This window comes from Herbaspirillum sp. Sphag64, assembly GCF_014192645.1.
Lineage (GTDB): Bacteria > Pseudomonadota > Gammaproteobacteria > Burkholderiales > Burkholderiaceae_D > Herbaspirillum.
Window position 1 is genome coordinate 89,809 of record NZ_JACHYE010000009.1, and the last position, 25,709, is coordinate 115,517.

Genomic DNA, 25,709 nt, shown 5'->3' on the forward strand with positions numbered 1-25,709 from the left:
TTGGAGAGCGGCGGACAAGGCTGAACCTGTGAAAAAATCAAGATTGGCATGATTATACGATGACAAAGCCTGACAGATGTATCCCTCGTCAAGTACGCGTGGGAGGGGTGATTGTCTGTTTGGCAAGTGAAGTTGCCGCGTTGCTATTTTTGGGGGAGGTGTTGCTTTCAGATGTCAAGTACTTTTGACGTGTAAGATAAGTCTATGTATAATTGGAAGTTTTCCCGATTCAAAAGTCTCTTTCTCGCGCGTTTAGCGCTGGAACAAGGCTCTGGCAGGTTCAGTCATTCTTGGATGGCGCGGGAAAAAGAAAACGGAAAGAAGCAGGAAATTTTTTTTATTCATTCGATGAGGTTTCACATGTACGCGGTCATAAAAACCGGCGGCAAACAATATAAAGTTGCTGCTGGTGAAAAACTTAAAGTAGAACAGATACCGGCAGACATTGGCTCCCAAATCACTTTGGATCAAGTGCTCGCAGTGGGCGCAGGCGATACCGTTAAATTCGGTGCGCCGTTGGTCGAGGGTGCAACGGTGCTGGTTACTGTTATAGCGCAAGGTCGCCACGATAAGGTCAAGATCTTCAAAATGCGTCGTCGTAAGCATTACCAGAAGCGTCAAGGCCATCGTCAGAACTACACCGAACTGCAAATCGTCTCGATCAACGCCTAATTGGCGCAGGTCAAACTTAGATCAAAAGGAGTCATATAAATGGCACATAAAAAAGGCGGCGGCACCACGCGCAACGGCCGTGATTCAGAGTCGAAACGACTTGGCGTCAAGGTCTACGGTGGCCAGGCTATCAATGCCGGCGGTATCATCATTCGTCAACGTGGCACCAAGGTTCATCCTGGTGAAAACGTTGGTATGGGCAAGGATCACACCTTGTTCGCACTGACTGAAGGTAAAGTTCAGTTTGTGATCAAGGGCGTTGCCAAGCGTCAGTACGTTACTGTTGTTGCTGCTTAATTGGGCATTGCTAGTTAAGTACGATCTGCTTGTGGCAATGCGATAGTGCCGCAGCAGAATGCAAGATGTTTTAAAGGCTCTGCCTCTGGTGGAGCCTTTTTTAGTTTCAGCTTGTTGGTTTTATCCAGATGGCGGCATACCGGCCGACCTTTTGTCAAAGGTGCAGGTGATCGGTTGCTGTACTTGTAGCTTCAGGAATCTCTGCCTAAGCTACGCGTGTTCCGAGCCTGTGGCGGCGTATTTTTGCCTGCCTTCGGACACTGTCTCCGGCGACCGGTTTTGTCCGCATTCCTTACCGCTTGCCAGGTTTAAGCAGAGCTTCTTACTTTTAGGTTAGCGGTAGAAATTATGAAGTTTATCGACGAAGCAAAAATTGAAGTCATCGCCGGCGACGGCGGTAATGGTGTTGCCAGTTTTTGTCGTGAAAAATTCCGTCCATTCGGTGGTCCCGATGGCGGTGACGGTGGCAAGGGGGGCAGCATTTGGGCGGTTGCGGATCGTAACGTCAATACCCTGATCGACTACCGTTATTCCAAGCTGCACAAAGCCCGCAATGGCGAAAATGGCCGCGGCTCGGATTGCTATGGCAAAGGTGCTGATGACATTTTCTTGCGTATGCCGGTTGGCACCCTCATCGTTGACAATAATACAGGCGAACATATCGCCGACTTGACCGATCATGGTCAGCAAGTATTGCTGGCACTTGGCGGCGAGGGTGGTTGGGGTAATATTCACTTCAAAACATCGACCAATCGTGCGCCACGTCAAAAGACTGAAGGCAAGGAAGGTCAGCGTCGTGAATTGCGTCTGGAGCTCAAGGTGCTGGCAGATGTTGGATTGTTGGGCATGCCCAATGCTGGCAAGTCGACCTTCATTACTGCCGTATCGAATGCGCGTCCGAAAATCGCCGACTATCCCTTTACGACTCTGCATCCCAATCTGGGCGTAGTGCGTGTGAGCCATGAAAAGAGTTTCGTCATTGCCGATATTCCTGGTTTGATCGAAGGGGCTGCCGATGGTGCTGGCCTCGGCGTACAGTTCCTGCGTCACTTGCAGCGTACCGGCTTGCTGTTGCATATCGTTGACCTGGCCCCGTTCGAAGATACGGTTGATCCGGTCAAGGAAGCCAAGGCGATCGTCAAGGAATTGCAGAAGTATGACGATTCGTTGTTTGAGAAGCCACGCTGGTTGGTACTCAACAAGCTGGATGTCATTCCAGAGGCGGAGCGTGCCAAACGCGTAAAAGACTTCGTCAAACGCTTTGGCTGGAAGGGGCCGGTGTTTGAAATTTCGGCATTGAACCGTGATGGCTGCGAAGATTTGATCAATGAAATCTACGGTTATCTGGAAACCAAGCGTCAGCAAGAACATCGCGCAGAAGAGACCCAGATGACGGAAGAAGCACGCGGCATCTCCTCTATTGATCCAGACGATCCACGTTTCAAGGTAATCGATTAAACTCTGCCCCCGGATTGCCGTGTTTCATGCTCATTGAGTATCGAAGGCACGGCATTTCCAGTTTGCGGTTGCAGATGACGATTTTCCTCTGCTGAGTTGCCCTCTCGATTTCTGACAAGAATATGCAATCCGTCATACAACAAGCCAAAAGGCTGATCATCAAGGTGGGGTCATCACTGGTGACCAATGATGGCAAGGGGCTCGATAGTACAGCCATTGCCAGGTGGGCTGAGCAAATTGCGCATTTACGCGGCCTCGGCAAGGAAGTGGTATTGGTCAGCTCCGGTGCCATTGCCGAGGGCATGCAGCGGCTCGGTTTTGATCGTCGCCCTAGTGGTGTGCACGAGTTGCAGGCCTGCGCGGCGGTCGGTCAGATGGGGTTGGCACAAATTTACGAGAGCAGTTTCCGCAGCTTTGGGTTGGGTACTGCACAGGTATTGCTCACGCATGCTGATCTGGCGGACCGCGAGCGCTACCTCAATGCGCGCTCCACGTTGTTTACGCTGCTGCGTTTTGGCGTCGTTCCCGTCATCAATGAGAACGACACGGTCGTTACCGATGAAATCAAGTTTGGTGATAACGACACGCTGGGTGCATTGGTCTCCAATCTGATCGAAGCCGATGCGTTGATTATTCTGACGGATCAGCGAGGACTCTATACAGCCGATCCGCGTCGCGATCCGGCAGCGCAATTCGTGCATGAAGCCAAGGCAGGTGATTTATCGCTGGAGGCCATGGCAGGTGGAGCTGGTACCGGTATCGGTCGGGGCGGTATGCTGACTAAAATACTTGCGGCCAAGCGAGCGGCAACTTCCGGGGCACATACCGTGATTGCTTGGGGACGTGAGGAGCACGTATTGAGCAGGCTCGCAGCAGGTGAGGCGATTGGTACACAGTTGACGGCGCAAACTGCGCAGCTGACCGCGCGCAAGCAGTGGATGGCTGATCATTTGCAGACAGCGGGACAGGTTGTGCTGGACGATGGCGCTGTTCAGAAGCTGACGGCTGAGGGTAAATCGTTGTTGCCTATCGGTGTAACCGATGTGCGGGGTGAATTTGGTCGCGGTGATGTGATTACGTGTGTTGATGCGCAGGGTCGCGCTATTGCACGCGGCATCAGCAACTATGCCAGTTCGGACGCACGTCGTATCATGCGCCATCCTTCTGCTGAGATACCGGCAATTCTGGGGTTTGTGGAGGAATCAGAATTGATCCATCGCGATAATCTGGTGCTGCTGTAATCCTGATGTGGTGATGCGTAGTAGAAAACAGGAAAAAAAGCCAAAGAAAAACTAAAGAAAGGGCGCAAGACATGCGCCCTTTTTTAATTTAGTGATCGTAGGTCGAAGTAATCGGCTTTTTTAAGTTAAAGCGAGAAACAATGCTCTTGAGATTGCCTGCGAGAATCGCATTTTCACAAAAGTAGTCTTTGTATAGCGCGGCTTCCTGGCGATTGCTGCCGTAATCAATGATCCGTTTCCAATTTGGTTGACGAGCGGGTGACCAGCTCCCATCCGGGCGGCCAAAGGCGTAAATCTTCTTTTCAAAGGTTTCGCAGCGGATGCCTTCGTAGGTGGTGTTGGTTGCTCCGCCAGAGGTTTTGGTTACCAGCGTGAAGCGCACGACATTGTCGCCGCCGACACTGAGTGAGCTGATGTCAACATAGGACGTCGCGGTTGCAAGAGGGCTCACAAAATACGAAACCAGATTTTCTTGTTGTGGTGCAGCCGGTAATTGCACCGCGCTTTCCTGCCAGGCCTTTTCATCCTGGAATGGTACGTCATCTTCGTTTTCGTCATAGCCCATTGGCTGGGCGGCAATGCTCACTGTGGCTGAGCATAGCAATATCCCGGCAACCAGAATTCGCGCAATACGGCGTGTAGAAAAAAGAGCAGTAGACAAAGTTAGCGAGCGTTGAGGCATGAGAGTTTACTTTATGTTGATCTGTAGTGGCGGAGTGGCAACTTCTGCTCGGTTATCGGCGTTCCCTGACTCGATGCAGTCGCTATGATCTGACTTGATTGCTTGCGCTCCAGCAGACTTACCTGCCTGCTCTCCACGTCGATGTGGCATGGCAGGGCGTGCCAGGAAGCGTGATAACTCTTTGAGCGCTTGCTGATAGACATTGCGTTTGAATTCAATAACGGCATCCAGCGGCACCCAGTAGTCATGCCATCGCCAGGCATCGAACTCGGGATGAGAGGTGAGACGTAAATTGACATCACAATCGCGACCAACCATACGCAACAGGAACCAGATTTGCTTCTGGCCGCGATAATGCCCCCGGATTTCACGCTTGATGAAATGGTCGGGTACTTCATAACGCAACCAGTCACGCGTGCGACCGATGATCTTTACGTGCTCTGCGCGCAACCCGATTTCTTCTTCCAGCTCACGGAACATGGCTTGCTCGGGTGTTTCACCATGCTTGATCCCACCTTGCGGAAATTGCCACGAATGTTCTCTGACTCGTTTGCCCCACCACACCTCATTATGGGCATTGAGCAGGATAATGCCGACGTTCGGGCGAAAGCCTTCTCGATCCAGCATGTTGTACCTCAAAACTTTCTGCGGCAGGGCTTCCTCTTTGCCCGATCCGGTCTGTGCTACCAGAAATCAAATCATGGTCAGCACGCACCTGTAAGGGGTGCATCAAGTGTTCGCTCATCGACCTGCCTGAAGCCTGTCAATGGTCGCGAAACTGCGATCAATTGTGCAAAGAGTGGGCGCATCAGCCAGCTAATCCTTTAAAATTACATCGATTATAACCTTCCTCTTTTAAAAAGAACTCATCGTCATGCGCGCCTCCCGATTTTTTATTTCCACTCTGAAAGAAGCTCCTTCCGATGCCGAAATCGTCAGTCATAAACTGATGATGCGGGCTGGCATGATCAAGCGATTGGGCTCCGGCATCTATACCTATATGCCGATGGGATTGCGCGTCATTCGCAAGGTCGAGGCGATTGTGCGTGAGGAAATGAACCGATCCGGCGCGATCGAATTGCTTATGCCGGTCGTGCAGCCTGCCGAGTTGTGGCAAGAAACTGGTCGTTGGGACAAAATGGGTCCTGAACTCATGCGCGTGAAGGATCGTCATGGCCGCGATTTTGCGATTCAGCCAACTTCGGAAGAGGTGGTGACGGACGTTGCGCGCACCGAATTGCGTAGCTACAAGCAGTTGCCCGTCAACTTCTACCATATACAGACCAAATTTCGCGACGAGCGCCGCCCTCGCTTCGGCCTCATGCGTGGCCGTGAATTCACTATGAAGGATGCCTATTCCTTCGATCGTGATGTCGATGGCCTGAAGAAGTCTTATCAGATCATGTACGACGCCTATGTTCGTATTTTCAACCGTTTCGGCCTGCAGTTCCGTGCCGTCGCAGCCGACAATGGCGCCATTGGTGGTTCTGGTTCACACGAGTTTCATGTGATTGCCGCCACAGGTGAGGATGCACTGGTCTATTGTCCGAGTTCGGACTATGCCGCCAATATGGAAGCGGCCGAGGCACTCGCCGTGAACGCAACCCGTCCGGCACCGACTGCGGCGCTGACCAAGACTGCTACTCCTGGCAAAGCCAAGTGCGAAGCCGTGGCTGAATTGCTGAAGTTGCCGCTGGAGCAAACCATCAAGTCGATTGTGCTCACTGTCGAGAAGGAGACGCCGGCTGAGAAGGAAGTCTGGCTGTTGCTGCTGCGCGGCGACCATGAGCTCAATGAGGTCAAGGCGAGCAAGGTAGCAGGCCTTGGTAATTATCGTTTTGCCAATGAAGCTGAAATCGTCGAGTGGTTTGGTACCCCGCCAGGCTATCTGGGGCCAATTGGCACCAAAAAGCCGGTCAAGGTCGTGGCTGACCGCACCGTTGCCAACATGAGCGATTTTATTTGCGGTGCCAACGAGGCAGATTTCCATTTTACCGGTGCCAACTGGGGCCGTGATTTACCCGAGCCACAAGTAGCTGATTTGCGTAATGTGGTCGAAGGTGATGCTTCTCCGGATGGTAAGGGTGTGCTGGCGATCCAGCGCGGCATTGAAGTCGGTCACGTGTTCCAGCTCGGTACCGCCTATTCTGAATCGATGAAGGCCACCTATCTGGATGAGGCTGGTAAACCGCAACCACTGCAAATGGGCTGTTACGGTATTGGTATTACCCGTATCCTCGGCGCTGCCATTGAACAGAATTTCGACGAAAAAGGGATTGTCTGGCCCGCTGCGCTGGCACCGTTTGAAGTCGTTTTATGCCCGATGGGCTATGACCGCAGTGAGGCAGTCAAAGCAGAAATCGACAAACTGTATGAGGCCTTGCAGGCTGCTGGCGTGGATGTTGTGCTGGATGATCGGGGTGGGCGTCCGGGCGCCATGTTTGCCGACTGGGAGCTGATCGGTGTGCCGCATCGTATCGTGGTCGGTGATCGTGGCCTCAAGGATGGTCAGATTGAATATCAGGGCCGCGGGGATACGGCAGCAACAGCCGTACCACTGGCTGATGCGCTGGCCTTCATCCAGGGCAAGCTGGCCTGACCAATAATCCCAGGAACTGATGATCTGCGGTTGCTGATGTGTTGATGACTGATCGCATTGCCACATGAGCTGAATACGGCTTGGTTCAGTTGAATCCGTAGAGAATCGAGAGCAAGATACAAAAACGCCCGCATCATGCGGGCGTTTTTGCTGGGCAGTTGCGCCCGATCCCAGGCGTTACGCCAGGTGAGCGGAAATCAGCTTGGTCATCTCAAACATGGAAACCTGCTTCTTACCACCGAAAATGACCTTCAACTTGTCATCGGCATCAATGTTTCGCTTGTTCTCAGCATTTTGCAGTTTGTGCTTCTTGATGTACTCCCAGACCTTCTTGGTGACTTCGGTCCGTGGCAATGGCTTGGCGCCTACCACTTCTGCCAGTGCTGCTGACGGTGTCAGTGGCTTCATGAAGGCGGCGTTGGGGGTACGTTTAACAGCTGGTTTCTTTGCCGCAGTACTGGCTTTTTTGGGAGCAGCCTTGGCGGCAGGTTTCGCGGCCGTTTTTGCAGGCACTTTCGGAGCTGCCTTGGCAACCGTCTTGGTTGCTGTCTTGGTTGCTGTCTTTGTTGCGGGTTTTGCTGCTGGTTTTGCGACTGCTTTTTTGGGGGCTGCTTTTGCTACTGGCTTCTTCGCTGCGGCTGCTGGTTTTTTGGCTGTGGCCATCGGTAAGCCTCCTTTAGAAGGAAAAACGAGAAACGACAAAGAAAAACAATCGGGAAATATGCTTGCGTCAATCACGCAACATCAATAGTGGTGAGGTTTTCCCGGCGATGCAAGTGTTTTTTGCCGCTTTTTTAGACAAAAGACCAGCGCGCAACGCTAGCCGAAAAACGAGCCGCGTTGCAGACTGCTACTGATGCTGATATTTTTCTTTGAATTTCTCTATTCAAGCCTTTTGTCGACTCGAGTTTCAGCGCATGCCCGGCATCATGCCCTTCATATTACGCATCATTTTCATCATGCCGCCGCCTTTGAGTTTCTTCATCATTGATTGCATCTGTTCAAACTGGGCCAGCATGCGGTTGACTTCCTGAACCTGTACCCCGGCACCAGCAGCAATACGGCGTTTGCGGGAAGCCTTGATCAGCTCGGGCTTGGCGCGCTCCTGCAAGGTCATCGAATTGATGATGCCTTCCATCCTGCGCACCTGTTTCTCTGCCTGATCCATGTTGGCATTACCTGCCGCCTGCTGCATTTGCGCCGGCAGCTTGTCGAGCAGACCAGAGAGGCCACCCATTTTCTTCATCTGGCTGATCTGTGCTTTGAAATCGTTGAGATCAAACTTGCCGCCACCTTTGATTTTTTGCGCCAGATCCTGTGCAGCGGCAACGTCCACACCCTTACGCGCTTCTTCCACCAACGCCAGGATGTCGCCCATGCCCAAAATACGGTTGGCCATGCGGTTGGGATCGAATGCTTCCAGGCCGTCCAGTTTCTCGGCGACACCGGCAAACTTGATCGGCTTGCCGGTGATATGGCGCACCGATAGCGCAGCACCACCGCGGGAATCGCCGTCGAGTTTGGTGAGCACAATACCGGTCAGCGGCAAGGCATCACTGAAAGCTTTGGCGGTATTGATGGCATCCTGACCCAGCATGGCATCGACGACGAACAGTGTTTCGATCGGTTTGACAGCGGCGTGGACAGCGCTGATTTCCTGCATCATCGCTTCATCAATACCAAGACGGCCGGCGGTATCGATGATCAGGACGTCGTGGAAATGGCGCTTGGCATAGTCCAGTGCAGCCAGCGCAATATTGACCGGCTTGTCGGTCGGCTGGGTCGGGAAGAAGTCGGCGCCCGCCTGCTTGGTGACGGTTTCCAGCTGGCCGATTGCGGCTGGCCGGTAGACGTCGGCGGAGACGGTCAGGATCTTTTTCTTGGTATTTTCACGCAAATACTTGGCCAGTTTACCGACCGTGGTCGTTTTACCGGCGCCCTGTAAGCCGGCCATCAGAATAATGGCCGGGGGCTGTGTCGCGAAATTAAGCTGCGATGCTGCGGGGCCGAGGTCGGCGCCCATGAGGCTGGCCAGCTCGCGCTGTACGACACCGACCAGCGCCTGGCCAGGAGTCAGTGAGCCGATCACTTCCTCGCCGACAGCCTTTTCCTTGACGCGGGCGATGAATTCACGCACGGCAGGCAGTGCAACGTCGGCTTCCAGCAGGGCCAGGCGCACTTCGCGCAGCATCTCGGCAGTATTGGATTCGGTCAGGCGCGCCTCGCCGCGCATGGTTTTGACGACTTTGGCAAGGCGTTGGGTCAGATTGTCGAGCATGATGAACCGTTGGACAGAAGAAATAGGAGCGGCTGCGGGGATTAGTCTGGGCGCAGCGCTGAATAAACCAACATTTTACCCGATTGGCAGCGCCATCTGAGCACTTGCTAACGCCCGCATCGGGCTGAACGGCAAGGCATTGCTCCATGCGTCGCGGCAAGAGCGGGCAGCGCCACCCCAAGGCAAGTCAGGGAAGGGGCGACATGGTGTAAACTTAGCTGATGCGAACTTACTTCTTCATACTGGCTGCGCTGCTCTATCTGATTTGCGCCATCCTGCCTTCGGAGCGCCGTGTGCCAATCTCCATCGGTACGGTGATCGGATGGCTGCTGCACGGTGGTGCGCTGATTTCCGACATGTTTGCTGTCGACGCCGTGCGGGTTGGCTTTGCCGTCATGCTATCGGCCACGATGTGGGTTTCGGTCGCAGCTTATTGGCTGGAAAACCGCAATTTTTCGCTCGATAGCCTGCGTGTTTTGGTACTGCCTGTTGCCGCCGTGGCAGTGGTGTTGCCCAGCATGTTTCCTGGCAATATGGTTGATCTGATTGGTAAGTCTGACTGGTTTTTAGGACATATCGCCATTTCTATTCTGGCCTACAGTACGCTGACGATTGCCGCCTTTCATGCTGTCCTGATGGTGTTGCAGGAGTCGCGCCTGCATACCCGTTCCAGACCGCTTTCCGGTGGCTGGTTTGCGGCCGCGCTCGATCGTTTGCCAGCGTTGCTGACGATGGAGAAAATTTTGTTCAGGCTCATCGGCTTCGGCTTTGTATTGCTTACCCTGACCGTTTTGTCGGGGGTCGTTTTTTCCGAACAGTTATTCGGTAAGCCCTTCAGATGGGATCACAAGACCATTTTTACGTTGTTGTCCTGGGGGTTGTTCGGATTGTTATTGGCGGGACGCCGGTGGCAAGGTTGGCGCGGGCGCACAGCGCTCAGTTTCACGCTGACCGGGTTTGCCATTCTGCTGCTCGCTTACGTTGGTAGCCGCTTTGTGCTGGAAGTGGTACTGCATCGGGTATTGGTATGAAAATTCTTATTTGGTTGGTGATTGCGGCTGCGGTCGTAGTCTGGATTCAGCGTGCAAAGAAGTCGCTGACGGCAATGTCAGGAGGGACTCGTCCCGCCGGTACGCAGGGCGGGCGTGGCCCGTTTCGACGGCAGGCTAAGGCACTACCTGAAACCATGGTGCAATGTGCGCATTGCCATATTCACTTTCCGGTCTCGGAAGCAGTAACCAATTCCGGTGGGCTGGTGTTCTGCAGTGAGGAACATCTGCGGCTGGCGTCGCATTAACATGGGCGCCTCGGCAGTGCCATCGCTGGCGCCTGGCTTGGAGCTCGATGCTGCTGGCTGGTGTTTGCAGGCGCAACATCGGCCTTCGCCCAATTTTGATGCGCGTACCGCTGGTATTCCAGTCGATTTGCTGGTAATTCACAATATCAGTCTGCCGCCCGGTGAATTTGGTGGCTCTTATATAGAGGCATTATTTTGTAACCAGCTCGATCACGCGGCACATCCCTTCTTCGAGCAGTTGCGCGATTTGCGGGTATCGGCGCATTTCCTGATTCGACGCGACGGTCAACTGGTGCAGTTTGTGTCTGCCAATGCGCGCGCCTGGCATGCGGGCATCTCTGTATTTCATGGGCGCGAGCGCTGTAACGATTTTTCGATCGGTATTGAATTGGAAGGGACCGACTTTGTGCCGTTTGCTGATGCGCAATACGCGGTATTGGTACAGCTGACGGCCGCCTTGCAGCGCCGTTATCCCATCGTCGATGTGATGGGGCATGAGCATATTGCTCCGGGCAGGAAGACCGACCCGGGGCCATTTTTTGACTGGGCCCGCTATCGCCAGAATTTGGCTGCGCACAGTGATACGGCGCAATTGCGCGTGGTTTCTGGCATTGACGGAAGTCAAGCGCAAAACATAGAAAAATAACTAGAAATAGCGGTTGCGTCTCCTCAGTTCAGACACTAGAATTAGTCTCAATTAATGCTTTGGAACTAGATGTAGTGTTTTTGGTAAGTGATTCTTTGGTTGTTTTGAGGTAGCAGTAAAACCTTTTGAGGCGTTCTTTATGCCCGCAGCAGCTGGCGTGAAGAGGGGCACGGCTCACGAGGAGGTGTCGGTGCGGTAGCGATACCAGTAACACTTCAAACGATGTCTTAGCAGTCCTCTCTATCTAATTTTTTGGAACAGGCAGCACTTTGGTCTCTTGGCACCCATGTGGTGCCAGCGCAATGGTGTTCGTCCTGCTCTGGTTTTTACGTGATCTCCTTGTAGCTTGGAGGTCTAATTACAATGTGGGCAGCAATGCTGCCCGCCTATTCATGGTTTAAGGAGGCTCAGTGCGCTCTACACAAGAAATTTCCAGCACATCGTCTGCTGATTTTGGTGGCATGTCTGCTGCGACACAGATTGACGACACAGTGACTGCCCAGTTGGTCAAGCCGGGTTCCGGTCTGGGCGAGTACCGGATCATCCGTCGTAATGGCGCGGTGGTTGGTTTTGAGCCATCGAAGATTTCGATCGCTGTTACCAAGGCATTTTTGGCGGTCAATGGCGGTCAGGGTGCTGCTTCGGCCCGCGTGCGCGAAATGGTCGAGCAACTGACCACCAATGTTGTTTCGGCGCTGGTACGTCGTCAGCCGACCGGCGGTACCTTCCATATTGAAGATATCCAGGATCAGGTCGAACTGGCGCTGATGCGTTCCGGTGAACACGACGTCGCCCGTGCTTATGTACTCTATCGTGCCAAGCGCATGGAAGAACGCGCACAGAAAAATGCTGACGTGAAGACCGAATTTGCCGCGCCGCAACTGCATGTCGTGGAAGATGGTCAGGTCCGTCCGCTGGATATCAACGAAGTACGCAAGTTGATCACAGCCGCTTGCGTCGGTCTGGAAAAACACGTCGATGCAGAAGCCATCCTGGCCGAGACCGTCAAGAATCTGTACGACAATGTGCCAGTCGAAGAGCTGCACAAGTCGGCAATTCTGGCCGCCCGTGCGTTGATGGAAAAAGACCCGGCCTACAGTCAGGTGACCGCACGTCTGCTCATGCACACCATCCGTAAGGAAGTATTTGGTCGTGAAGTCGCGCAGGCAGATGCGCCTGCCGCCTACCTCGACTACTTCGCCCGCTACATCAAAAAGGGTATTGATGCTGAACTGCTCGATACCAAGCTGGCCCAGTTCGACCTCAAGAAGCTGGCCGACGCGATCAAGCCAGAACGTGACCTGCAATTTGGCTATCTCGGTCTGCAAACCCTGTATGACCGTTACTTCCTGCATATCCAGGGTACCCGTATTGAAATGCCACAGGCATTCTACATGCGTGTGGCGATGGGTCTGTCGCTCAACGAAATCGACCGTGAAGCGCGTGCTATCGAGTTCTACAATCTGCTGTCGTCGTTTGACTTCATGAGCTCGACACCGACGCTGTTTAACTCTGGCACCTTGCGTTCGCAATTGTCGTCTTGCTACCTGACCACAGTAGCCGATGATCTGGATGGCATCTACGAAGCTATCAAGGAAAACGCGCTGCTGGCCAAATATGCAGGTGGCCTGGGTAATGACTGGACTCCGGTACGTTCGCTGGGTGCGCACATCAAGGGCACCAACGGCAAATCACAAGGTGTGGTGCCATTCCTGAAGGTAGTCAATGACACGGCAGTTGCTGTCAATCAGGGTGGTAAGCGCAAAGGCGCGGTCTGCGCCTACCTGGAAACATGGCATATGGATATCGAGGAATTCCTCGAACTGCGCAAGAACACTGGCGATGATCGTCGTCGTACTCATGACATGAATACCTCGAACTGGATCCCTGATCTGTTCATGAAGCGTGTCATGGAAAAGGGTGAATGGACCCTGTTCTCGCCATCGGATACGCCTGATCTGCATGACAAGTTTGGTCGCGCCTTCGAAGAAGCCTATATCGGCTACGAAGCCAAGGCAGCACGTGGTGAGTTGAAGCTGTTCAAAAAAGTCCAGGCAATGGATTTGTGGCGCAAGATGTTGTCGATGCTGTTCGAAACCGGCCATCCATGGATCACCTTCAAGGATCCTTGCAATATCCGTTCGCCACAGCAACACGTTGGTGTGGTCCACAGCTCGAACCTGTGCACTGAAATCACCCTGAACACTAATGAGTCCGAAATCGCAGTCTGCAATCTCGGATCGGTCAATTTGCCAGCGCATCTGGTGAACGGCGAAATCGACCATGTCAAGCTGCAAAAGACCATCAGCACTGCGATGCGCATGCTCGACAACGTGATTGACATCAACTATTACGCCGTCAAGAAGGCACGTGACTCGAACCTGCGTCACCGTCCGGTTGGTCTGGGTATCATGGGCTTCCAGGATTGCCTGCACATCAAGCGCGTACCTTACGCTTCGATGGACGCCGTGGAATTCGCTGACCGTTCGATGGAAGCTGTTTGCTACTACGCTTACCTGGCATCGACAGAACTGGCAGAAGAGCGAGGTCGTTACAGCTCCTATCCAGGTTCGCTGTGGGATCGTGGCATCCTGCCGCAGGATTCCCTGAAGTTGCTGGCACAAGAGCGTGGTGGCTATCTGGAAACCGATACCTCGGAAACGCTGGACTGGAGCAAGGTGCGTGCACGTATCGCTGAATTCGGCATGCGTAACTCGAATTGCGTAGCAATCGCTCCGACGGCGACGATTTCCAATATCATCGGCGTGTCGGCTTGCATCGAACCGACTTATCAGAACCTGTATGTGAAATCGAATCTGTCCGGTGAATTTACCGAGATCAATGAGTACCTTGTCCGTGATCTAAAGGCTCGCGGTCTGTGGGACGAAGTCATGATTTCGGATCTGAAGTACTTCGACGGCAGCCTGGCCAAGATCGACCGTATCCCACAGGATCTGCGTGAGATCTACGCCACCGCCTTTGAAGTGGAACCGTCCTGGCTGGTGGAAGCTGCATCGCGCCGTCAAAAATGGATCGATCAGGCCCAATCCCTGAACATCTACATGGCTGGAGCATCTGGCAAGCGTCTGGATGAGACTTACAAGCTGGCATGGTTGCGTGGCCTCAAGACCACCTATTACCTGCGTACCATCGGCGCCACCCACACCGAGAAGTCGACCTCCAAGGTTGGTGCACTCAACGCGGTAGCGGTTGATGGTGGTGTTGGTCATGCCGCGGCAAGTGCAGCATCGGCTCCGGCTGCATCTTCTGGTGCCTATGTCATGCCAGCCCCAGGCGCTGCGCTGGAAGCAGATGGTCCGGTCTGCACCATGCGTCCAGGCGATGCAGGTTTTGAAGAGTGCGAGGCTTGCCAATAAGGCGCCGTCTCACGCAAGGTGACAGTCAAGTGCGTCACCTTTGCGTAGAGTGGATCGTCAGATAGTCGCTCCTGATCTCATCGGGAGCGACGTTTCAGTAAATATAGTGAAGGATTAAAAATGCTCTCTTGGGATGATGAAGTGAAGGCTGCTCCGGCGCCAGCTGCGCCCCGTGCCCCGCACATCGCGCAGCCACAGTTCCAGGCTGCCCCCGTGCACGCGGCTGCGAACGGTGCGTCTGAACCAGTCGATGCGTCGCGCCGTGTCAATGCTGCCGACAAGCGCATTATCAATGGCCATACCGACGTCAACCAGCTGGTCCCGTTCAAGTACAAATGGGCCTGGGATAAATATCTGGCTGGTTGCGCCAACCATTGGATGCCACAGGAAATCAATATGCAGCGCGATATTGAACTGTGGAAAAATCCAAATGGCCTGACTGAAGACGAGCGTCGTCTGGTCAAGCGCAATCTGGGCTTCTTTGTGACAGCCGATTCGCTGGCCGCCAACAATATCGTGCTTGGTACCTATCGCCACATTACCGCACCGGAATGCCGCCAGTACCTGTTGCGCCAAGCCTTTGAAGAAGCCATCCATACCCACGCTTATCAGTACATCGTCGAGTCGTTGGGCCTGGACGAAGGTGAAATTTTCAACGCGTATCACGAAGTCAAATCGATCCGTGACAAGGATGAGTTCCTGATCCCCTTCATCAATACACTCACCGATCCGGAATTCACCACTGGCACGACAGAGAATGACCAGAAGCTGCTGAAGTCATTGATCGTCTTCGCCTGCATCATGGAAGGTCTGTTCTTCTATGTTGGCTTCACCCAGATTCTGGCGCTCGGTCGTCAGAACAAAATGATGGGTGCAGCTGAGCAGTATCAATACATCCTGCGCGATGAATCGATGCACTGCAATTTTGGTATCGACCTCATCAACACAGTGAAGATGGAGAATCCTCATCTGTGGACACCTGAGTTCCGCAACGAGATCAAATCGTTGTTTTTAAGCGCAGTAGAGTTGGAATATCGTTACGCAGAGGATACAATGCCGCGAGGCGTACTCGGTTTGAATGCGCCGATGTTCAAAGGTTATTTACGATTCATCGCTAATCGTCGCGCACAACAAATTGGTCTCGACCCGCTGTTCGCGCAAGAAGAAAATCCGTTTCCGTGGATGAGCGAGATGATCGATTTGAAGAAGGAGCGCAACTTCTTTGAAACCCGCGTCATCGAATATCAAACCGGAGGCGCGCTGAACTGGGAATGAAGTGCCCGAAGTGCCAATCTCGTCAACGCTCTTCAGCGAGATCTGCGAGGCACACAGCAGTCTGGTAGCTTGCAAGATATCAGACTGCCAAAAATGGAAAGGCTGTCGCCAAATTTAATGAACAGTAAAAGACCGAATCGTTCTTCTCTGCGATCTTCTCTGTTATCGCCGCTTTACCCGAAATTGTCGGGTCAGGCGGTTTTTCCTTTGAAAAACCTGAAGGTTTTTCAGGAAGTGTATTCCTGACGCTAGCGATTATCCCGCTGGCGTTTTTTTTGGTTGTGCTGTTTTGATGCTGTTGGTGCCGCTTGTTGTGATTGTTGATCACTGAATCGGATGTCCAGGCGAGAGCAAACAGATGCCACCAAGATAGCTGAAGCGCTGCATAGGTGAGGGGATGCAGCAGTTCAGCTGGAGCCGAATTCATTAGCGCAAGCAGATGCTTGCTTGTGCCGATGAATAATCCGCCCACATCATCGCGATGGTAGGGGCGGGTTTCTTAAATCAAGCTTGATTTTTTCCATCACGTGAAGAAGGAGAAACAAAATGGCAACAGCAACAAAGAAAGCAGCGGCGAAAAAGCCTGCTGAAAAGAAGCCGGCAGCCGCCAAGAAAGTGGTCGCCGCTAAGAAGCCAGTCGTCAAGGCAGCAGCTAAGCCTGCAGCGAAGGCAGCAGCCAAGCCAGTAGCGAAGAAGGCAGCAGCGCCGAAGAAGGCAGTCGCCGCCAAGAAGCCAGTCGTCAAGGCAGCGGCTAAGCCAGTAGCAAAGAAGGCAGCAGCACCGAAGAAGGCAGTCGCCGCCAAGAAGCCAGTGGTCAAGACAGCAGCCAAGCCAGTAGCGAAGAAGGCAGCAGCACCGAAGAAGGCAGTCGCCGCCAAGAAGCCAGTGGTCAAGACAGCAGCCAAGCCAGTAGCGAAGAAGGCAGCAGCACCGAAGAAGGCAGTCGCCGCCAAGAAGCCAGTCGCCAAGGCAGCAGCCAAGCCAGCAGCGAAAGCAGCAGCCAAGCCAGCAGCTAAGAAGGTAGCAGCGCCGAAGAAGGCCGTTGCCGCTAAGAAGCCAGCTGCCAAGGTAGCAGCCAAGCCGGCAGCAAAAGCAGCCGCTAAGCCAGCAACTAAGGCAGCAGCCAAGCCAGCAGCGAAAGCAGCCGCTAAGCCAGCCGCCAAGCCTGCAGCGAAGAAGGCAACTGCCAAGAAGCCAGCCGCTAAGCCTGCAGCTGCGGCACCTGCAGTCAAGACTGTGCTTAATCCAGCAGCAGCTTGGCCTTTCCCAACAGGCACAAGCCGTCCTTAATCAGACGGTGCCTGAGCCCCGAGCAATCGGGTGCGATGCCGCTGCGTGACTCACCGAGGTGGGTTATGCAGCGGTTTTTTTATCTTGTCGATTTCTTCGACATCCCCACATGGCGATCTACAGACGATGGTTGAGATGGTTTAGTATGGGCGCTGACAATCGAATCGATGATGTGTCGAATTCGATCTTGCTACGAATGGAGAGTAACCGTGTTGCATAGCATTTTCGTGTTGATCGTGGATACCATTGCCAGCGTTCTGGCGGGTGTACTTCTGTTGCGCTTCTGGACCCAGGTGGTGCAGGTGCGGCCTCCTGCATCCGTCGGGCAGTTTGTGTTCCAGCTGTCGGATTGGCTGGTCAAGCCGCTGCGTCGGGTGTTGCCCGGTGTTGGTGGCTATGATTGGGCGAGTCTGTTTGGCGCGTTTCTGATCGTTTTGCTCTCGATCATTGCGAACGTCGGTATCAGTTCAGGATTCGCCTTTCAGCCGATCGTCCTGTTTGCACTACTGCGTTTTTCTCAGTGGATTTTCTACGGCTTTATCGCGACGTTGATCATTGAGGCTATTTTCAGCTGGGTTAATCCGTACGCGCCGCTGGCCCCCTTTGTGCGCGCCCTTAATGAGCCGCTGTTGCGCCCATTGCGCCGCGTTGTGCCGCTGATCGGTAACATTGATCTTTCACCACTGGTTGCGCTGATTCTGTTGCAGATCGCTGCCCGTGTTGTGGAAAGTCTGATCTTCATGCTGCTCTGAACAAGCCGGGCGGCAGCGCATTAGCGGCTGCCATCTGCCTGCATCATCAGCTTCTTCTGTCGCTTACTTCTTCTTTGCATCCCATTCCTGCACCGCAGCCAGGGTATTGGCGACATGCTTGTCCGGGCTCATGCTGGTGTACTCGTAGAGGATGGTGTGATCTGGCGCAATGACGTACGAGGCACGATTGGCGTAATTGGTCTTGAACAGATATACCGAGTCATACGATTTCATGATCTTTTGGTCGGTATCGGCAGCTACCGCAAACTTGCCACCACATTCACTGACCGAAAAGCGTTTGAGCGTATCCAGACTGTCGTTGGAGACGCCGATCACCGTTGCTCCCAACGCTTTGAACTTGTCGGTCGCTTCCGCGAACAGATGGGCCTCAATTGTGCAGCCAGTGGTAAAGGCCGCAGGATAGAAGTAGAGCACGACAGGCCCCTTCTTGAGCGCCTCATCGAGCGTAAAAGTGGAAACTTGCCCAGCCAAGGCCACCTGCGCCGAAAAATCCGGTGCTTTGTCACCCGCTTTCAACTCGGCCCATGCCATCTGGCTGGCAGACAATGCACTCAAGGAGATGGCCAGTGTGGAGATCAAACGTTTCATGAACAATCCTTTCAATGCATTGAGTGAAGAAAACTGGTGCCAGTTGCCGTCCCGATCAGGCAAAGCGATAACCGAAATTTTGGTGAAAGCGTTCTTCGATTTCTGCCAGTGATGGCGCATGGTTCTGCGGACCTTGCGAGGCGATCTTGATCGACCCCATCAAACTCGACAGGCGTCCGGTGGTTTCCCAATCCATTCCCTTGGTCAATCCAAACAGCATGCCGGCGCGGAAGGCGTCGCCACAGCCAGTCGGATCGGCAATCGTCGCTGCAGGAACACAAGGGATGTCGATTTTTCGGCCGCCGGTGAAAATTTCAGCGCCCTGCTCTCCACGTGTCACGATCAATGCCGACACCTGCTGCGCAATCTGCTCCAGTGTCAGTCCGGTACGTGCCATCAGCAACTCGGCTTCGTAATCATTGACGGCGACGTAGGTTGCCAGGTCGATGAAATGCTTGAGATCATCACCGCTGAACATCGGCAAGCCTTGGCCCGGATCAAAAATCAGTGGAATGCCCAGTGCAGCGCTTTGCTCGGCATGTTGCAGCATGCCATCCCGGCCATCTGGTGCCACGATGGCAAACTTGACTGGCCCCGCATCGGCAACCTTGTTTTCATGCGAATAGGTCATGGCGCCAGGGTGGAACGCAGTAATCTGGTTACTGCTAGCATCGGTAGTGATAAAGCATTGTGCGGTATAGGACGATTCAATTACGCGCACACAGCGAGTCGAGATGCCCAGCGCAGCGAGCCGCTCCAGATAGGGTGCTGCATCCTGACCAGCGGTAGCCATGATCAGCGGCTCGCCACCAAGTAGTTTGAGGTTGTAGGCGATATTGCCGGCGCAACCGCCAAACTCGCGACGCATCGCTGGAACCAGAAACGAGACGTTGATCTTGTGCAACTGTTCGGGCAACAGTGACTCGGCAAAACGTCCTTCGAATTGCATAATCGAGTCGAACGCCAACGAGCCGCAGATAAGTGAACTCATGAGAGAAGTCTTTAAAAAATTTGAGGATGCTGCATTGTAGAAGAATCAGGTCCGACTTGCTGTGGATTGTCGTTAGTTAGCAATCGTTATCAGCCATTGATCATCGCTGACTGGTAGCAAGCTAGTCTAGTTAGCCTGCTGAGGCTGCTTCAGGGAAAAAACAGATAGACCCGATAGCCGGCAGCCGTCGATTGCGCCAATTCGAAGGTCAGCTTCACTGGCTGCTCGCTCTCGGCGGCAAAACCGTCGCTTACCTGTTGGGGGGAGCCCAGGTATTCCTTGGGCAGAAAAATCCGCCGGGTGATTGGTTTGTCGTCAGCATCATTGATCGTCAGCTCGATGTAGGGCCAGGTTTCAGCGGACGTGCTGCGGTTACGCAGCAGCAGGTTCAGGCTATAGATATTCTGGTTGGGCGGAATCAGTTGCAGCTCGCTGGATTCCAGGGAGAGTTGCCCGATGCTGCTGGGTAATCCGATCCTGCAGTGCAGGCGTTCGCACATCGCAGACAAGGGCGCGCGCGTGGCTGGCAGCCAGACTGCCAATTGGTTGCGTCCGAGATAGACTCCTTGTAGCAACAGCGCGATGACCAGCAGTACGGTACCGATCGCCATGCCAATACGGGCAATCCGAGCGAGCCGTGCCTGCCGCTCGGCGCGCCGGACGAAGCCGGGTGGCTCGGCGTCCTCATCTTCGTCTACTTGTTCTTCTCGGTCTTCTTCTTCCGCTTCTACTTCCACTATTTGGCGTGCTTCTTTGTGAATTTCTTTGTGCACTTCTTGGTGCGTTTCTTTGTCTTCTTCCCCGGATGGCACATCGCTATGTTCGACGTCCGTTTCCTTGGTGGCGACCGGGATTGCTACATATTCAACGACTGCCATATCCGACGTCGCTGCCAGTGTATCGGCCTCTGCTTCTGCAGTACGCGGAGACAAAACCTCATCCTTATTTGCACCAGAGCTTTGGTCAGGGGATATCGATATTGGCTCAACGCCGTCGGCTTCCTGATTGGCTGCTGCGGTCTGTGGGAGCGGTAGCGGGACAGGTGAAGTTGTTTCTTCTGGCGCACCCCATGGCGCATCACTGGTTGCCGCTGCAACACTGGCAAAGGTGTCCGCGAGACTGGCGGCCATCCATGGTGGAACCTCTGCAGGTGCATTCGTTTCGGGGGCGAGAGAGGATGGAGCAGAAGGGGCGGAAGGCAGGCCCTCCGGTGTTATTGTCGGCTGCAGAATTTGCTGGGTGTCTGGCGGGCTGATCGGCAGATCTGGTGCGACCAGATACTGGTTACCATCAAAGACTTCCTTGCAGTGGCCGCAACGTACCAGACCGCCACGCAACGTCAATTGCTCAGGCGCTACCCGAAAGGTGGTTTGGCAGAACGGGCACTGGGTTGCCAATTTCATCAGCAGGCCTCGCTACCAGACACGAAGCACACCAACAAGCATGTCACCCTGCCGCGTTGCATTCTCAGGCAGCAGGCAGCTGGCCGCTAAGCGCGACCCAGCCTTCGTGCTCGGCCCAGATCTGCAGGGTGATATAAGGTGAGTAGGCTGCAATCACTTCGGTTGCCTGCCGATCCAGCACACCCGACAAGACCAGCGAACCACCTGCCGCAACGCGGCCTGCCAACATTGGCGCCATCAGTTGCAAAGGGCCGGCTAGAATATTGGCGACAACGACGTTATAGGTTTCGCCTTCTGGGGACTGCTGTGCAAATGCTTCTGGCAGGAAGTAGTCGATTTCGCAGGTATTGCGTTCGCTATTGAAGTGCGCCGATTCCAGTGCCTGCGGGTCAATATCGACCCCAATCACGTGCTGCACGCCCAGTTTTTTGGCGACCAGCGCCAGAATGCCGGAACCACAGCCGTAATCGAGCAGATTGCCGGTCTCGGCACTGACATGCTGCTCCAGCCATTCCATGCACAAGCGCGTGGTTGGGTGGCTGCCGGTACCAAAGGCCAGCCCTGGATCAAGCTCCAGAACCAGCGCATCGGGCTCTGGCGCGTCGTGCCAGCTTGGCACGACCCAGATATGTTTGCCGATATGGATAGGATCGAATTGCGATTGCGTCAGGCGCACCCAGTCTTGATCAGCCACTGAGCGCAGCGTGAATGGCAAGCTGGCAGAGGCACCGATGGCAGCGCCAGCCGCATTGACCAGCGCGGCATGGTCGGCATCGATATCGGCCAGCGCCACGACGCGACTACGCTCCCAGGCGGCTTCCGTTGGCTCCATCCCTGGTTCGCCAAACAGCGGCTGCTCTGCCAGTGTGCCTTCGTCAGCATCTTCTACCGACACCGACAAGGCACCAGCTTCCATCAACGCGTCCGACAAGGCCTCAGCCTGGTCGCGCGTGACTTCAATCACAATTTCGGTCCAGCCCATCGCTCACTTCTTCGCAGGTTTCTCGGCCGCTGGCGGCGTCGCGGGACGTTCTGCCAGTTTATGCTCGAGGTAATGAATATTGGTGCCACCTTCGATGAAGCGGGCATCCACCATTAGTTCGCGATGCAACGGGATGTTGGTCTGAATACCTTCAACCACCATCTCCGACAGCGCGATCTGCATCCGGCGGATTGCCTGTTCGCGCGTTGCGCCATAGGAGATCACTTTGCCCACCATCGAATCATAGTTTGGCGGAACGAAGTAGCCGGCATAGGCATGCGAGTCAACCCGGATACCAGGACCACCAGGTACGTGCCAGGCGGTCAGGCGACCTGGCGACGGGATGAACTTGAACGGATCTTCAGCGTTGATACGGCACTCAATGGCATGGCCCTTGAGTTCGATGTCGCGCTGACGGTAGCGCAGCTTTTCGCCGGCAGCGATACGGATCTGCTCCTGCACGATATCGACGCCGGTGATCATTTCTGTGACCGGATGTTCAACCTGCACGCGGGTATTCATTTCGATGAAGTAGAACTCTTCGTTTTCGTAGAGGAATTCAAAGGTACCCGCGCCGCGGTAATTCATCTTGCGGCAAGCTTCGGCGCAGCGCTCACCGATCTTTTCGATGATTTTGCGTGGAATACCGGGTGCTGGTGCTTCTTCGACAACCTTTTGGTGGCGACGTTGCATCGAGCAGTCGCGCTCGCCCAGCCAGATGGCATTCTTGTGTTCGTCGGCCAGAATCTGGATTTCCACGTGACGTGGATTTTCCAGATATTTCTCCATATAGACTTCGGGATTGCCGAACGCAGCGCCAGCTTCCGTCTTGGTCATCGTGACCGCATTGATCAGTGCCGCTTCGGTATGCACCACGCGCATACCGCGTCCACCGCCACCGCCAGCTGCCTTGATGATGACCGGATAACCGATCTTGCGTGCAATTTGAACGATTTCCTTTGGATTGTCTGGCAACGCACCTTCCGAGCCAGGTACGCATGGCACGCCAGCGCGGATCATGGCTTGTTTAGCCGAGACCTTGTCGCCCATCATGCGGATGTTTTCTGCACGCGGACCAATGAAGACGAAGCCGGATTGCTCAACCCGTTCGGCGAAGTCGGCATTCTCAGAGAGGAAGCCATAACCGGGGTGGATCGCCTGCGCATCGGTAACTTCAGCGGCGCTGATGATGGCCGGCATGTTCAGATAGCTCAGCGCGGAAGGTGCGGGGCCGATACATACTGATTCATCTGCCAACTTCACGTATTTTGCTTCACGGTCGGCCTCGGAGTGCACGACCACGGTCTTGATACCCATTTCGCGGCATGCGCGCTGGATACGAAGGGCAATTTCGCCACGATTGGCGATAAGTATTTTTTCAAACATAAGAGGAAATGTGCTTCGCCAAGAGTCAAGCGTTTAGAGTCAGATAACCAGATCCGCCAGGGAGTTCGGGACGGCGACGGCATTTAATGATGCCTGCCGAGCCCGGCGTGCCATCCCCGATTCCGTTCTGGCAGGATTTAGCCAATCACGAACAACGGTTGACCGAATTCGACCGGTTGGCCGTTTTCAACCAGGATCTGCTTGATCACGCCGGATTTGTCGGCGTCGATTTCGTTGAGCAGCTTCATTGCTTCGATAATGCACAGCGTATCGCCTTCCTTGACTTCCTTGCCCACTTCCACGAAAGCGGGAGAGCCTGGCGCCGAAGAGCGGTAGAAGGTGCCGACCATTGGCGACTTGACGATATGACCCTCTGGTACGACAGGGGCTGCCGGTGCGGCGCTTGCCACAGGTGCAGCAGCAGGAGCGGCTTGCAGTGTTTGTGGATAGGACGCTTGTGGCTGCATCATCACGACCTGGTTTTGCGGTGTCGCTGACGACTTGACGATACGTACCTTGCTTTCGCCTTCGGTGACTTCCAGTTCTTCGATGTCAGATTCGGCGACCAGGTCGATCAGCGTTTTGAGTTTCCGTAAATCCATGTGAATTCCTCAGTAAGTAATTAGTAGCAAGAAAAATGCATTTGATTAACCCAACATCGCCTCAGACAGTGGCGATGTGGATGAAATGAAGCTAAGCTGAACCTAAGCCGATACTTGTAACAGGTGATCAATTGCGAGGCGGTACCCATCGACACCGAAACCACATAACACTGCCTTGGCAATGCCTGACAGATAGGAGTGATGGCGGAAGGATTCGCGCTGATGGACGTTCGAGATATGCACTTCCACAAAAGGAATAGCCACGCCAGCCAGCGCATCCCGCAGGGCAACACTGGTGTGGGTGAGTCCGCCCGGGTTGATCACGATTGCATCGACGCCCTCTTGACGTGCGGCGTGAATACGGTCAATCAGGGCGCCTTCGTGGTTGCTCTGGAAGCTGTTGAGCGTCGCACCGGCCTTGCTGGCTTGCAAGGAAGCACGCTGTTCAATGTCTGCCAGGGTCGTCGAACCGTAGACTTCAGGCTCCCGCGTCCCCAGTAAATTCAGGTTGGGGCCATTCAGGAGGAGAAGGTGTTTTGCCATTGAGATAAAGCTCCGTTTGACGGCGATGCGCGCATTTTGCCGTCAAATGACTGCATTTGGCAAGAGAAACTTGATTTGAGTGTTTTACAGGGATTTCAGATCTTGGCGTAACTGCTCAAAGTTGAGGCGGCCAAGATAGACTTTTTTGACATTGCCGTCCAGTCCGACCAATACCGTGAAAGGTAAACCACCGGCAGAATTGCCGAATTGTCGCATCCATTCCGTGGCACCGGTACCGGCAACATAGAGAGGATAATTGATATGCATTTTTTCTGCAAATTGCGCGATGTTTTCCTGACTGTCGACGCCGATGCCAATGATCTGGACCGGGGTGATTTCTTTCTGCATGGCAGCCAGTTCCGGCATTTCTTGAACACATGGCGCGCACCATGTAGCCCAGAAGTTAATGATCAGCGGCTTTCCTTGCCATTGTGATAAGGCTTGTGGCTTGCCATGACTGTCAGGCAGGGTTTGTGCAAACAGTGCTGCCAATGCGGGATCGGTCGCCGTTGTGGCGAGCTTGACTGTAGTGCGCTGGTGACTGACATAGGCACCTATGCCTGCTGCAATCACGGCAACAATGATAAAAATCAACAGGTTACGAGTTTTCATCGTTCTCTTTCATGATCAGGCGGCGCACCGCCTCGATATTGGCGCGTTCTGCGGACTCTTTGCCTTGTTCTCCGCGCTTGCCGTTGCGTAGTCCGCCGCGCAGGTCGTCGGTATCATACACGGCAAGATGAACGCCCTCTGGAGCGTTGCCGCGCTGCCGGTACAGAAAGCTCAGCGTTTCCACTGGAGCATGTCGGTCTGCGCCTTTGAAGTGGGTACTTTCACTGACCTCGAAATCAATATTCTTGTTTAAAAGAAAAATCTCCACATCCTTGGCACTACTGGTAAAGAGCTGCAGGTAAATGTCGGAATGCTCGCCAGCGGTACCGTTGAGCACGGCACCAGTTAGATAGGGGTTGAAGTGCGACAAATCCTGCATCAGTTGCAATGCAAGTTGTCTTAACTGCAAGAGTCGGGCTGGCTGCGTATCGCCGAAGAAAAGCTCATTATAAAGACGTACTTCTTCTTCAACTTGCGCGTTATCGGGCATGACATCGCCGCGAGACTTGTTGTCGCCCAGTAGTTGTCGCGCAGCCTTGCGCTTTGCAGTTGCATAATCGGCGCCATCTTCGGCGATCATGCGGGCTGCTGCAGCGGCGATTTCGGCGCGCAGGATGTCGGTATCGTTCTGGTACATGGGCGCAATGATACCCCGAACCCGTTCAGGAGATCAGTTCGCCATGCCAGGCTTCATGATCTGAAAAAACGCATAACAAA

At 54.1% G+C, this 25,709-nt stretch carries 26 protein-coding genes; 12 read left to right on the forward strand and 14 right to left on the reverse strand.

Going from position 1 to position 25,709, the window contains the following annotated elements; genetic code table 11:
* Positions 1 to 360: 360 nt before the first annotated feature.
* The 4 genes from rplU to proB all read left to right on the forward strand — a co-directional run bounded on the left by rplU (position 361) and on the right by proB (position 3,668).
* On the forward strand, positions 361 to 672 hold the full coding sequence (gene rplU, locus FHW66_RS14820; RefSeq protein ID WP_007878066.1) for a 50S ribosomal protein L21: 312 nt from the start codon (positions 361 to 363) through the stop codon (positions 670 to 672).
* A 39-nt stretch (positions 673 to 711) separates the two neighbouring features.
* Positions 712 to 969, forward strand: a complete 258-nt coding sequence (gene rpmA, locus FHW66_RS14825; protein ID WP_007878065.1) for a 50S ribosomal protein L27 — start codon at positions 712 to 714, stop codon at positions 967 to 969.
* Between the two features lie 348 nt (positions 970 to 1,317).
* Positions 1,318 to 2,427: an Obg family GTPase CgtA gene (cgtA, locus tag FHW66_RS14830; protein WP_183380589.1), complete on the forward strand. Its 1,110-nt coding sequence runs from the start codon at positions 1,318 to 1,320 to the stop codon at positions 2,425 to 2,427.
* A 122-nt stretch (positions 2,428 to 2,549) separates the two neighbouring features.
* Positions 2,550 to 3,668: a glutamate 5-kinase gene (gene proB, locus FHW66_RS14835; RefSeq protein ID WP_183380590.1), complete on the forward strand. Its 1,119-nt coding sequence runs from the start codon at positions 2,550 to 2,552 to the stop codon at positions 3,666 to 3,668.
* Between the two features lie 88 nt (positions 3,669 to 3,756).
* Here the strand turns inward: proB and FHW66_RS14840 are convergent, their stop codons facing one another.
* Both FHW66_RS14840 and FHW66_RS14845 read right to left on the reverse strand, forming a co-directional pair.
* Positions 3,757 to 4,350, reverse strand: a complete 594-nt coding sequence (locus FHW66_RS14840) for a CNP1-like family protein (RefSeq protein ID WP_183380591.1) — start codon at positions 4,348 to 4,350, stop codon at positions 3,757 to 3,759.
* Positions 4,351 to 4,356: 6 nt separating this feature from the next.
* Positions 4,357 to 4,977, reverse strand: a complete 621-nt coding sequence (locus FHW66_RS14845) for an RNA pyrophosphohydrolase (RefSeq protein WP_255458992.1) — start codon at positions 4,975 to 4,977, stop codon at positions 4,357 to 4,359.
* A 247-nt stretch (positions 4,978 to 5,224) separates the two neighbouring features.
* Here FHW66_RS14845 and FHW66_RS14850 point away from each other — a divergent pair, with 247 nt between their 5' ends.
* Positions 5,225 to 6,949: a proline--tRNA ligase gene (locus tag FHW66_RS14850; RefSeq protein ID WP_183380592.1), complete on the forward strand. Its 1,725-nt coding sequence runs from the start codon at positions 5,225 to 5,227 to the stop codon at positions 6,947 to 6,949.
* Positions 6,950 to 7,126: 177 nt separating this feature from the next.
* Here FHW66_RS14850 and FHW66_RS14855 read toward each other — a convergent pair whose 3' ends face one another.
* Positions 7,127 to 7,612: an SWIB/MDM2 domain-containing protein gene (locus tag FHW66_RS14855; RefSeq protein WP_183380663.1), complete on the reverse strand. Its 486-nt coding sequence runs from the start codon at positions 7,610 to 7,612 to the stop codon at positions 7,127 to 7,129.
* A gap of 247 nt (positions 7,613 to 7,859) precedes the next feature.
* On the reverse strand, positions 7,860 to 9,227 hold the full coding sequence (gene ffh / locus FHW66_RS14860) for a signal recognition particle protein (RefSeq protein WP_183380593.1): 1,368 nt from the start codon (positions 9,225 to 9,227) through the stop codon (positions 7,860 to 7,862).
* Between the two features lie 221 nt (positions 9,228 to 9,448).
* Between ffh and FHW66_RS14865 the strand changes: the two genes are divergently transcribed.
* From FHW66_RS14865 to FHW66_RS14885, 5 genes are all read left to right on the forward strand, one after another.
* Positions 9,449 to 10,258: an inner membrane protein YpjD gene (locus FHW66_RS14865; protein WP_183380594.1), complete on the forward strand. Its 810-nt coding sequence runs from the start codon at positions 9,449 to 9,451 to the stop codon at positions 10,256 to 10,258.
* The gene (locus tag FHW66_RS14870) at positions 10,255 to 10,524 is read left to right on the forward strand and encodes a PP0621 family protein (RefSeq protein WP_183380595.1); all 270 of its coding nucleotides are present in this window, start codon (positions 10,255 to 10,257) and stop codon (positions 10,522 to 10,524) included. Before FHW66_RS14865 ends, FHW66_RS14870 begins: the two co-directional genes overlap by 4 nt.
* Position 10,525: 1 nt before the next feature.
* Positions 10,526 to 11,170: a 1,6-anhydro-N-acetylmuramyl-L-alanine amidase AmpD gene (gene ampD / locus FHW66_RS14875; protein ID WP_183380664.1), complete on the forward strand. Its 645-nt coding sequence runs from the start codon at positions 10,526 to 10,528 to the stop codon at positions 11,168 to 11,170.
* 461 nt (positions 11,171 to 11,631) lie between these two features.
* The gene (locus FHW66_RS14880; RefSeq protein ID WP_221197014.1) at positions 11,632 to 14,547 is read left to right on the forward strand and encodes a ribonucleoside-diphosphate reductase subunit alpha; all 2,916 of its coding nucleotides are present in this window, start codon (positions 11,632 to 11,634) and stop codon (positions 14,545 to 14,547) included.
* A 120-nt stretch (positions 14,548 to 14,667) separates the two neighbouring features.
* Positions 14,668 to 15,822, forward strand: coding sequence for a ribonucleotide-diphosphate reductase subunit beta (locus FHW66_RS14885; RefSeq protein WP_183380597.1), 1,155 nt, complete (start codon positions 14,668 to 14,670; stop codon positions 15,820 to 15,822).
* 79 nt (positions 15,823 to 15,901) lie between these two features.
* Here FHW66_RS14885 and FHW66_RS14890 read toward each other — a convergent pair whose 3' ends face one another.
* On the reverse strand, positions 15,902 to 16,294 hold the full coding sequence (locus FHW66_RS14890) for a hypothetical protein (protein WP_183380598.1): 393 nt from the start codon (positions 16,292 to 16,294) through the stop codon (positions 15,902 to 15,904).
* A 74-nt stretch (positions 16,295 to 16,368) separates the two neighbouring features.
* Between FHW66_RS14890 and FHW66_RS14895 the strand changes: the two genes are divergently transcribed.
* Both FHW66_RS14895 and FHW66_RS14900 read left to right on the forward strand, forming a co-directional pair.
* Positions 16,369 to 17,112, forward strand: a complete 744-nt coding sequence (locus FHW66_RS14895; RefSeq protein WP_183380599.1) for a histone — start codon at positions 16,369 to 16,371, stop codon at positions 17,110 to 17,112.
* A 209-nt stretch (positions 17,113 to 17,321) separates the two neighbouring features.
* Positions 17,322 to 17,864, forward strand: a complete 543-nt coding sequence (locus FHW66_RS14900; RefSeq protein WP_183380600.1) for a YggT family protein — start codon at positions 17,322 to 17,324, stop codon at positions 17,862 to 17,864.
* A gap of 63 nt (positions 17,865 to 17,927) precedes the next feature.
* Here FHW66_RS14900 and FHW66_RS14905 read toward each other — a convergent pair whose 3' ends face one another.
* From FHW66_RS14905 to FHW66_RS14945, 9 genes are all read right to left on the reverse strand, one after another.
* Positions 17,928 to 18,473, reverse strand: coding sequence for a peroxiredoxin (locus FHW66_RS14905; RefSeq protein WP_183380601.1), 546 nt, complete (start codon positions 18,471 to 18,473; stop codon positions 17,928 to 17,930).
* A 55-nt stretch (positions 18,474 to 18,528) separates the two neighbouring features.
* Entirely contained in the window at positions 18,529 to 19,464 is a 936-nt protein-coding gene (locus FHW66_RS14910; protein WP_183380602.1) for a carbohydrate kinase family protein, read from the reverse strand.
* Positions 19,465 to 19,613: 149 nt separating this feature from the next.
* Positions 19,614 to 20,867, reverse strand: a complete 1,254-nt coding sequence (locus FHW66_RS14915; RefSeq protein WP_183380603.1) for a DUF3426 domain-containing protein — start codon at positions 20,865 to 20,867, stop codon at positions 19,614 to 19,616.
* A gap of 64 nt (positions 20,868 to 20,931) precedes the next feature.
* Positions 20,932 to 21,849, reverse strand: coding sequence for a 50S ribosomal protein L11 methyltransferase (gene prmA, locus FHW66_RS14920; protein ID WP_183380604.1), 918 nt, complete (start codon positions 21,847 to 21,849; stop codon positions 20,932 to 20,934).
* A 3-nt stretch (positions 21,850 to 21,852) separates the two neighbouring features.
* Positions 21,853 to 23,235, reverse strand: a complete 1,383-nt coding sequence (gene accC / locus FHW66_RS14925; protein ID WP_183380605.1) for an acetyl-CoA carboxylase biotin carboxylase subunit — start codon at positions 23,233 to 23,235, stop codon at positions 21,853 to 21,855.
* 137 nt (positions 23,236 to 23,372) lie between these two features.
* Positions 23,373 to 23,837 (reverse strand): acetyl-CoA carboxylase biotin carboxyl carrier protein, encoded by a 465-nt coding sequence (gene accB / locus FHW66_RS14930; RefSeq protein ID WP_183380606.1) that lies wholly within the window; start codon positions 23,835 to 23,837, stop codon positions 23,373 to 23,375.
* A 102-nt stretch (positions 23,838 to 23,939) separates the two neighbouring features.
* Positions 23,940 to 24,380, reverse strand: a complete 441-nt coding sequence (aroQ, locus tag FHW66_RS14935; RefSeq protein ID WP_183380607.1) for a type II 3-dehydroquinate dehydratase — start codon at positions 24,378 to 24,380, stop codon at positions 23,940 to 23,942.
* A gap of 84 nt (positions 24,381 to 24,464) precedes the next feature.
* Positions 24,465 to 24,992, reverse strand: coding sequence for a TlpA disulfide reductase family protein (locus FHW66_RS14940; RefSeq protein WP_183380608.1), 528 nt, complete (start codon positions 24,990 to 24,992; stop codon positions 24,465 to 24,467).
* Positions 24,979 to 25,629 carry a hypothetical protein gene (locus FHW66_RS14945; RefSeq protein ID WP_183380609.1) on the reverse strand — a complete coding sequence of 217 codons (651 nt, stop codon included), beginning with the start codon at positions 25,627 to 25,629 and terminating at the stop codon, positions 24,979 to 24,981. Before FHW66_RS14945 ends, FHW66_RS14940 begins: the two co-directional genes overlap by 14 nt.
* Positions 25,630 to 25,709: the final 80 nt, after the last annotated feature.

Coding starts and splice junctions, on each gene's coding strand:
- FHW66_RS14840 (WP_183380591.1), bottom strand. CDS start 4,350: ATGCCTCAACGCTCGCTAACTTTGTCTACTGCTCTTTTTTCTACACGC.
- FHW66_RS14945 (WP_183380609.1), bottom strand. CDS start 25,629: ATGTACCAGAACGATACCGACATCCTGCGCGCCGAAATCGCCGCTGCA.
- FHW66_RS14885 (WP_183380597.1), top strand. CDS start 14,668: ATGCTCTCTTGGGATGATGAAGTGAAGGCTGCTCCGGCGCCAGCTGCG.
- FHW66_RS14940 (WP_183380608.1), bottom strand. CDS start 24,992: ATGAAAACTCGTAACCTGTTGATTTTTATCATTGTTGCCGTGATTGCA.
- FHW66_RS14880 (WP_221197014.1), top strand. CDS start 11,632: ATGTCTGCTGCGACACAGATTGACGACACAGTGACTGCCCAGTTGGTC.
- accC (WP_183380605.1), bottom strand. CDS start 23,235: ATGTTTGAAAAAATACTTATCGCCAATCGTGGCGAAATTGCCCTTCGT.
- FHW66_RS14910 (WP_183380602.1), bottom strand. CDS start 19,464: ATGAGTTCACTTATCTGCGGCTCGTTGGCGTTCGACTCGATTATGCAA.
- FHW66_RS14905 (WP_183380601.1), bottom strand. CDS start 18,473: ATGAAACGTTTGATCTCCACACTGGCCATCTCCTTGAGTGCATTGTCT.
- rpmA (WP_007878065.1), top strand. CDS start 712: ATGGCACATAAAAAAGGCGGCGGCACCACGCGCAACGGCCGTGATTCA.
- accB (WP_183380606.1), bottom strand. CDS start 23,837: ATGGATTTACGGAAACTCAAAACGCTGATCGACCTGGTCGCCGAATCT.
- FHW66_RS14870 (WP_183380595.1), top strand. CDS start 10,255: ATGAAAATTCTTATTTGGTTGGTGATTGCGGCTGCGGTCGTAGTCTGG.
- FHW66_RS14855 (WP_183380663.1), bottom strand. CDS start 7,612: ATGGCCACAGCCAAAAAACCAGCAGCCGCAGCGAAGAAGCCAGTAGCA.
- cgtA (WP_183380589.1), top strand. CDS start 1,318: ATGAAGTTTATCGACGAAGCAAAAATTGAAGTCATCGCCGGCGACGGC.
- ampD (WP_183380664.1), top strand. CDS start 10,526: ATGGGCGCCTCGGCAGTGCCATCGCTGGCGCCTGGCTTGGAGCTCGAT.
- FHW66_RS14850 (WP_183380592.1), top strand. CDS start 5,225: ATGCGCGCCTCCCGATTTTTTATTTCCACTCTGAAAGAAGCTCCTTCC.
- FHW66_RS14895 (WP_183380599.1), top strand. CDS start 16,369: ATGGCAACAGCAACAAAGAAAGCAGCGGCGAAAAAGCCTGCTGAAAAG.
- ffh (WP_183380593.1), bottom strand. CDS start 9,227: ATGCTCGACAATCTGACCCAACGCCTTGCCAAAGTCGTCAAAACCATG.
- FHW66_RS14845 (WP_255458992.1), bottom strand. CDS start 4,977: ATGCTGGATCGAGAAGGCTTTCGCCCGAACGTCGGCATTATCCTGCTC.
- aroQ (WP_183380607.1), bottom strand. CDS start 24,380: ATGGCAAAACACCTTCTCCTCCTGAATGGCCCCAACCTGAATTTACTG.
- FHW66_RS14865 (WP_183380594.1), top strand. CDS start 9,449: ATGCGAACTTACTTCTTCATACTGGCTGCGCTGCTCTATCTGATTTGC.
- proB (WP_183380590.1), top strand. CDS start 2,550: ATGCAATCCGTCATACAACAAGCCAAAAGGCTGATCATCAAGGTGGGG.
- rplU (WP_007878066.1), top strand. CDS start 361: ATGTACGCGGTCATAAAAACCGGCGGCAAACAATATAAAGTTGCTGCT.
- FHW66_RS14915 (WP_183380603.1), bottom strand. CDS start 20,867: ATGAAATTGGCAACCCAGTGCCCGTTCTGCCAAACCACCTTTCGGGTA.
- prmA (WP_183380604.1), bottom strand. CDS start 21,849: ATGGGCTGGACCGAAATTGTGATTGAAGTCACGCGCGACCAGGCTGAG.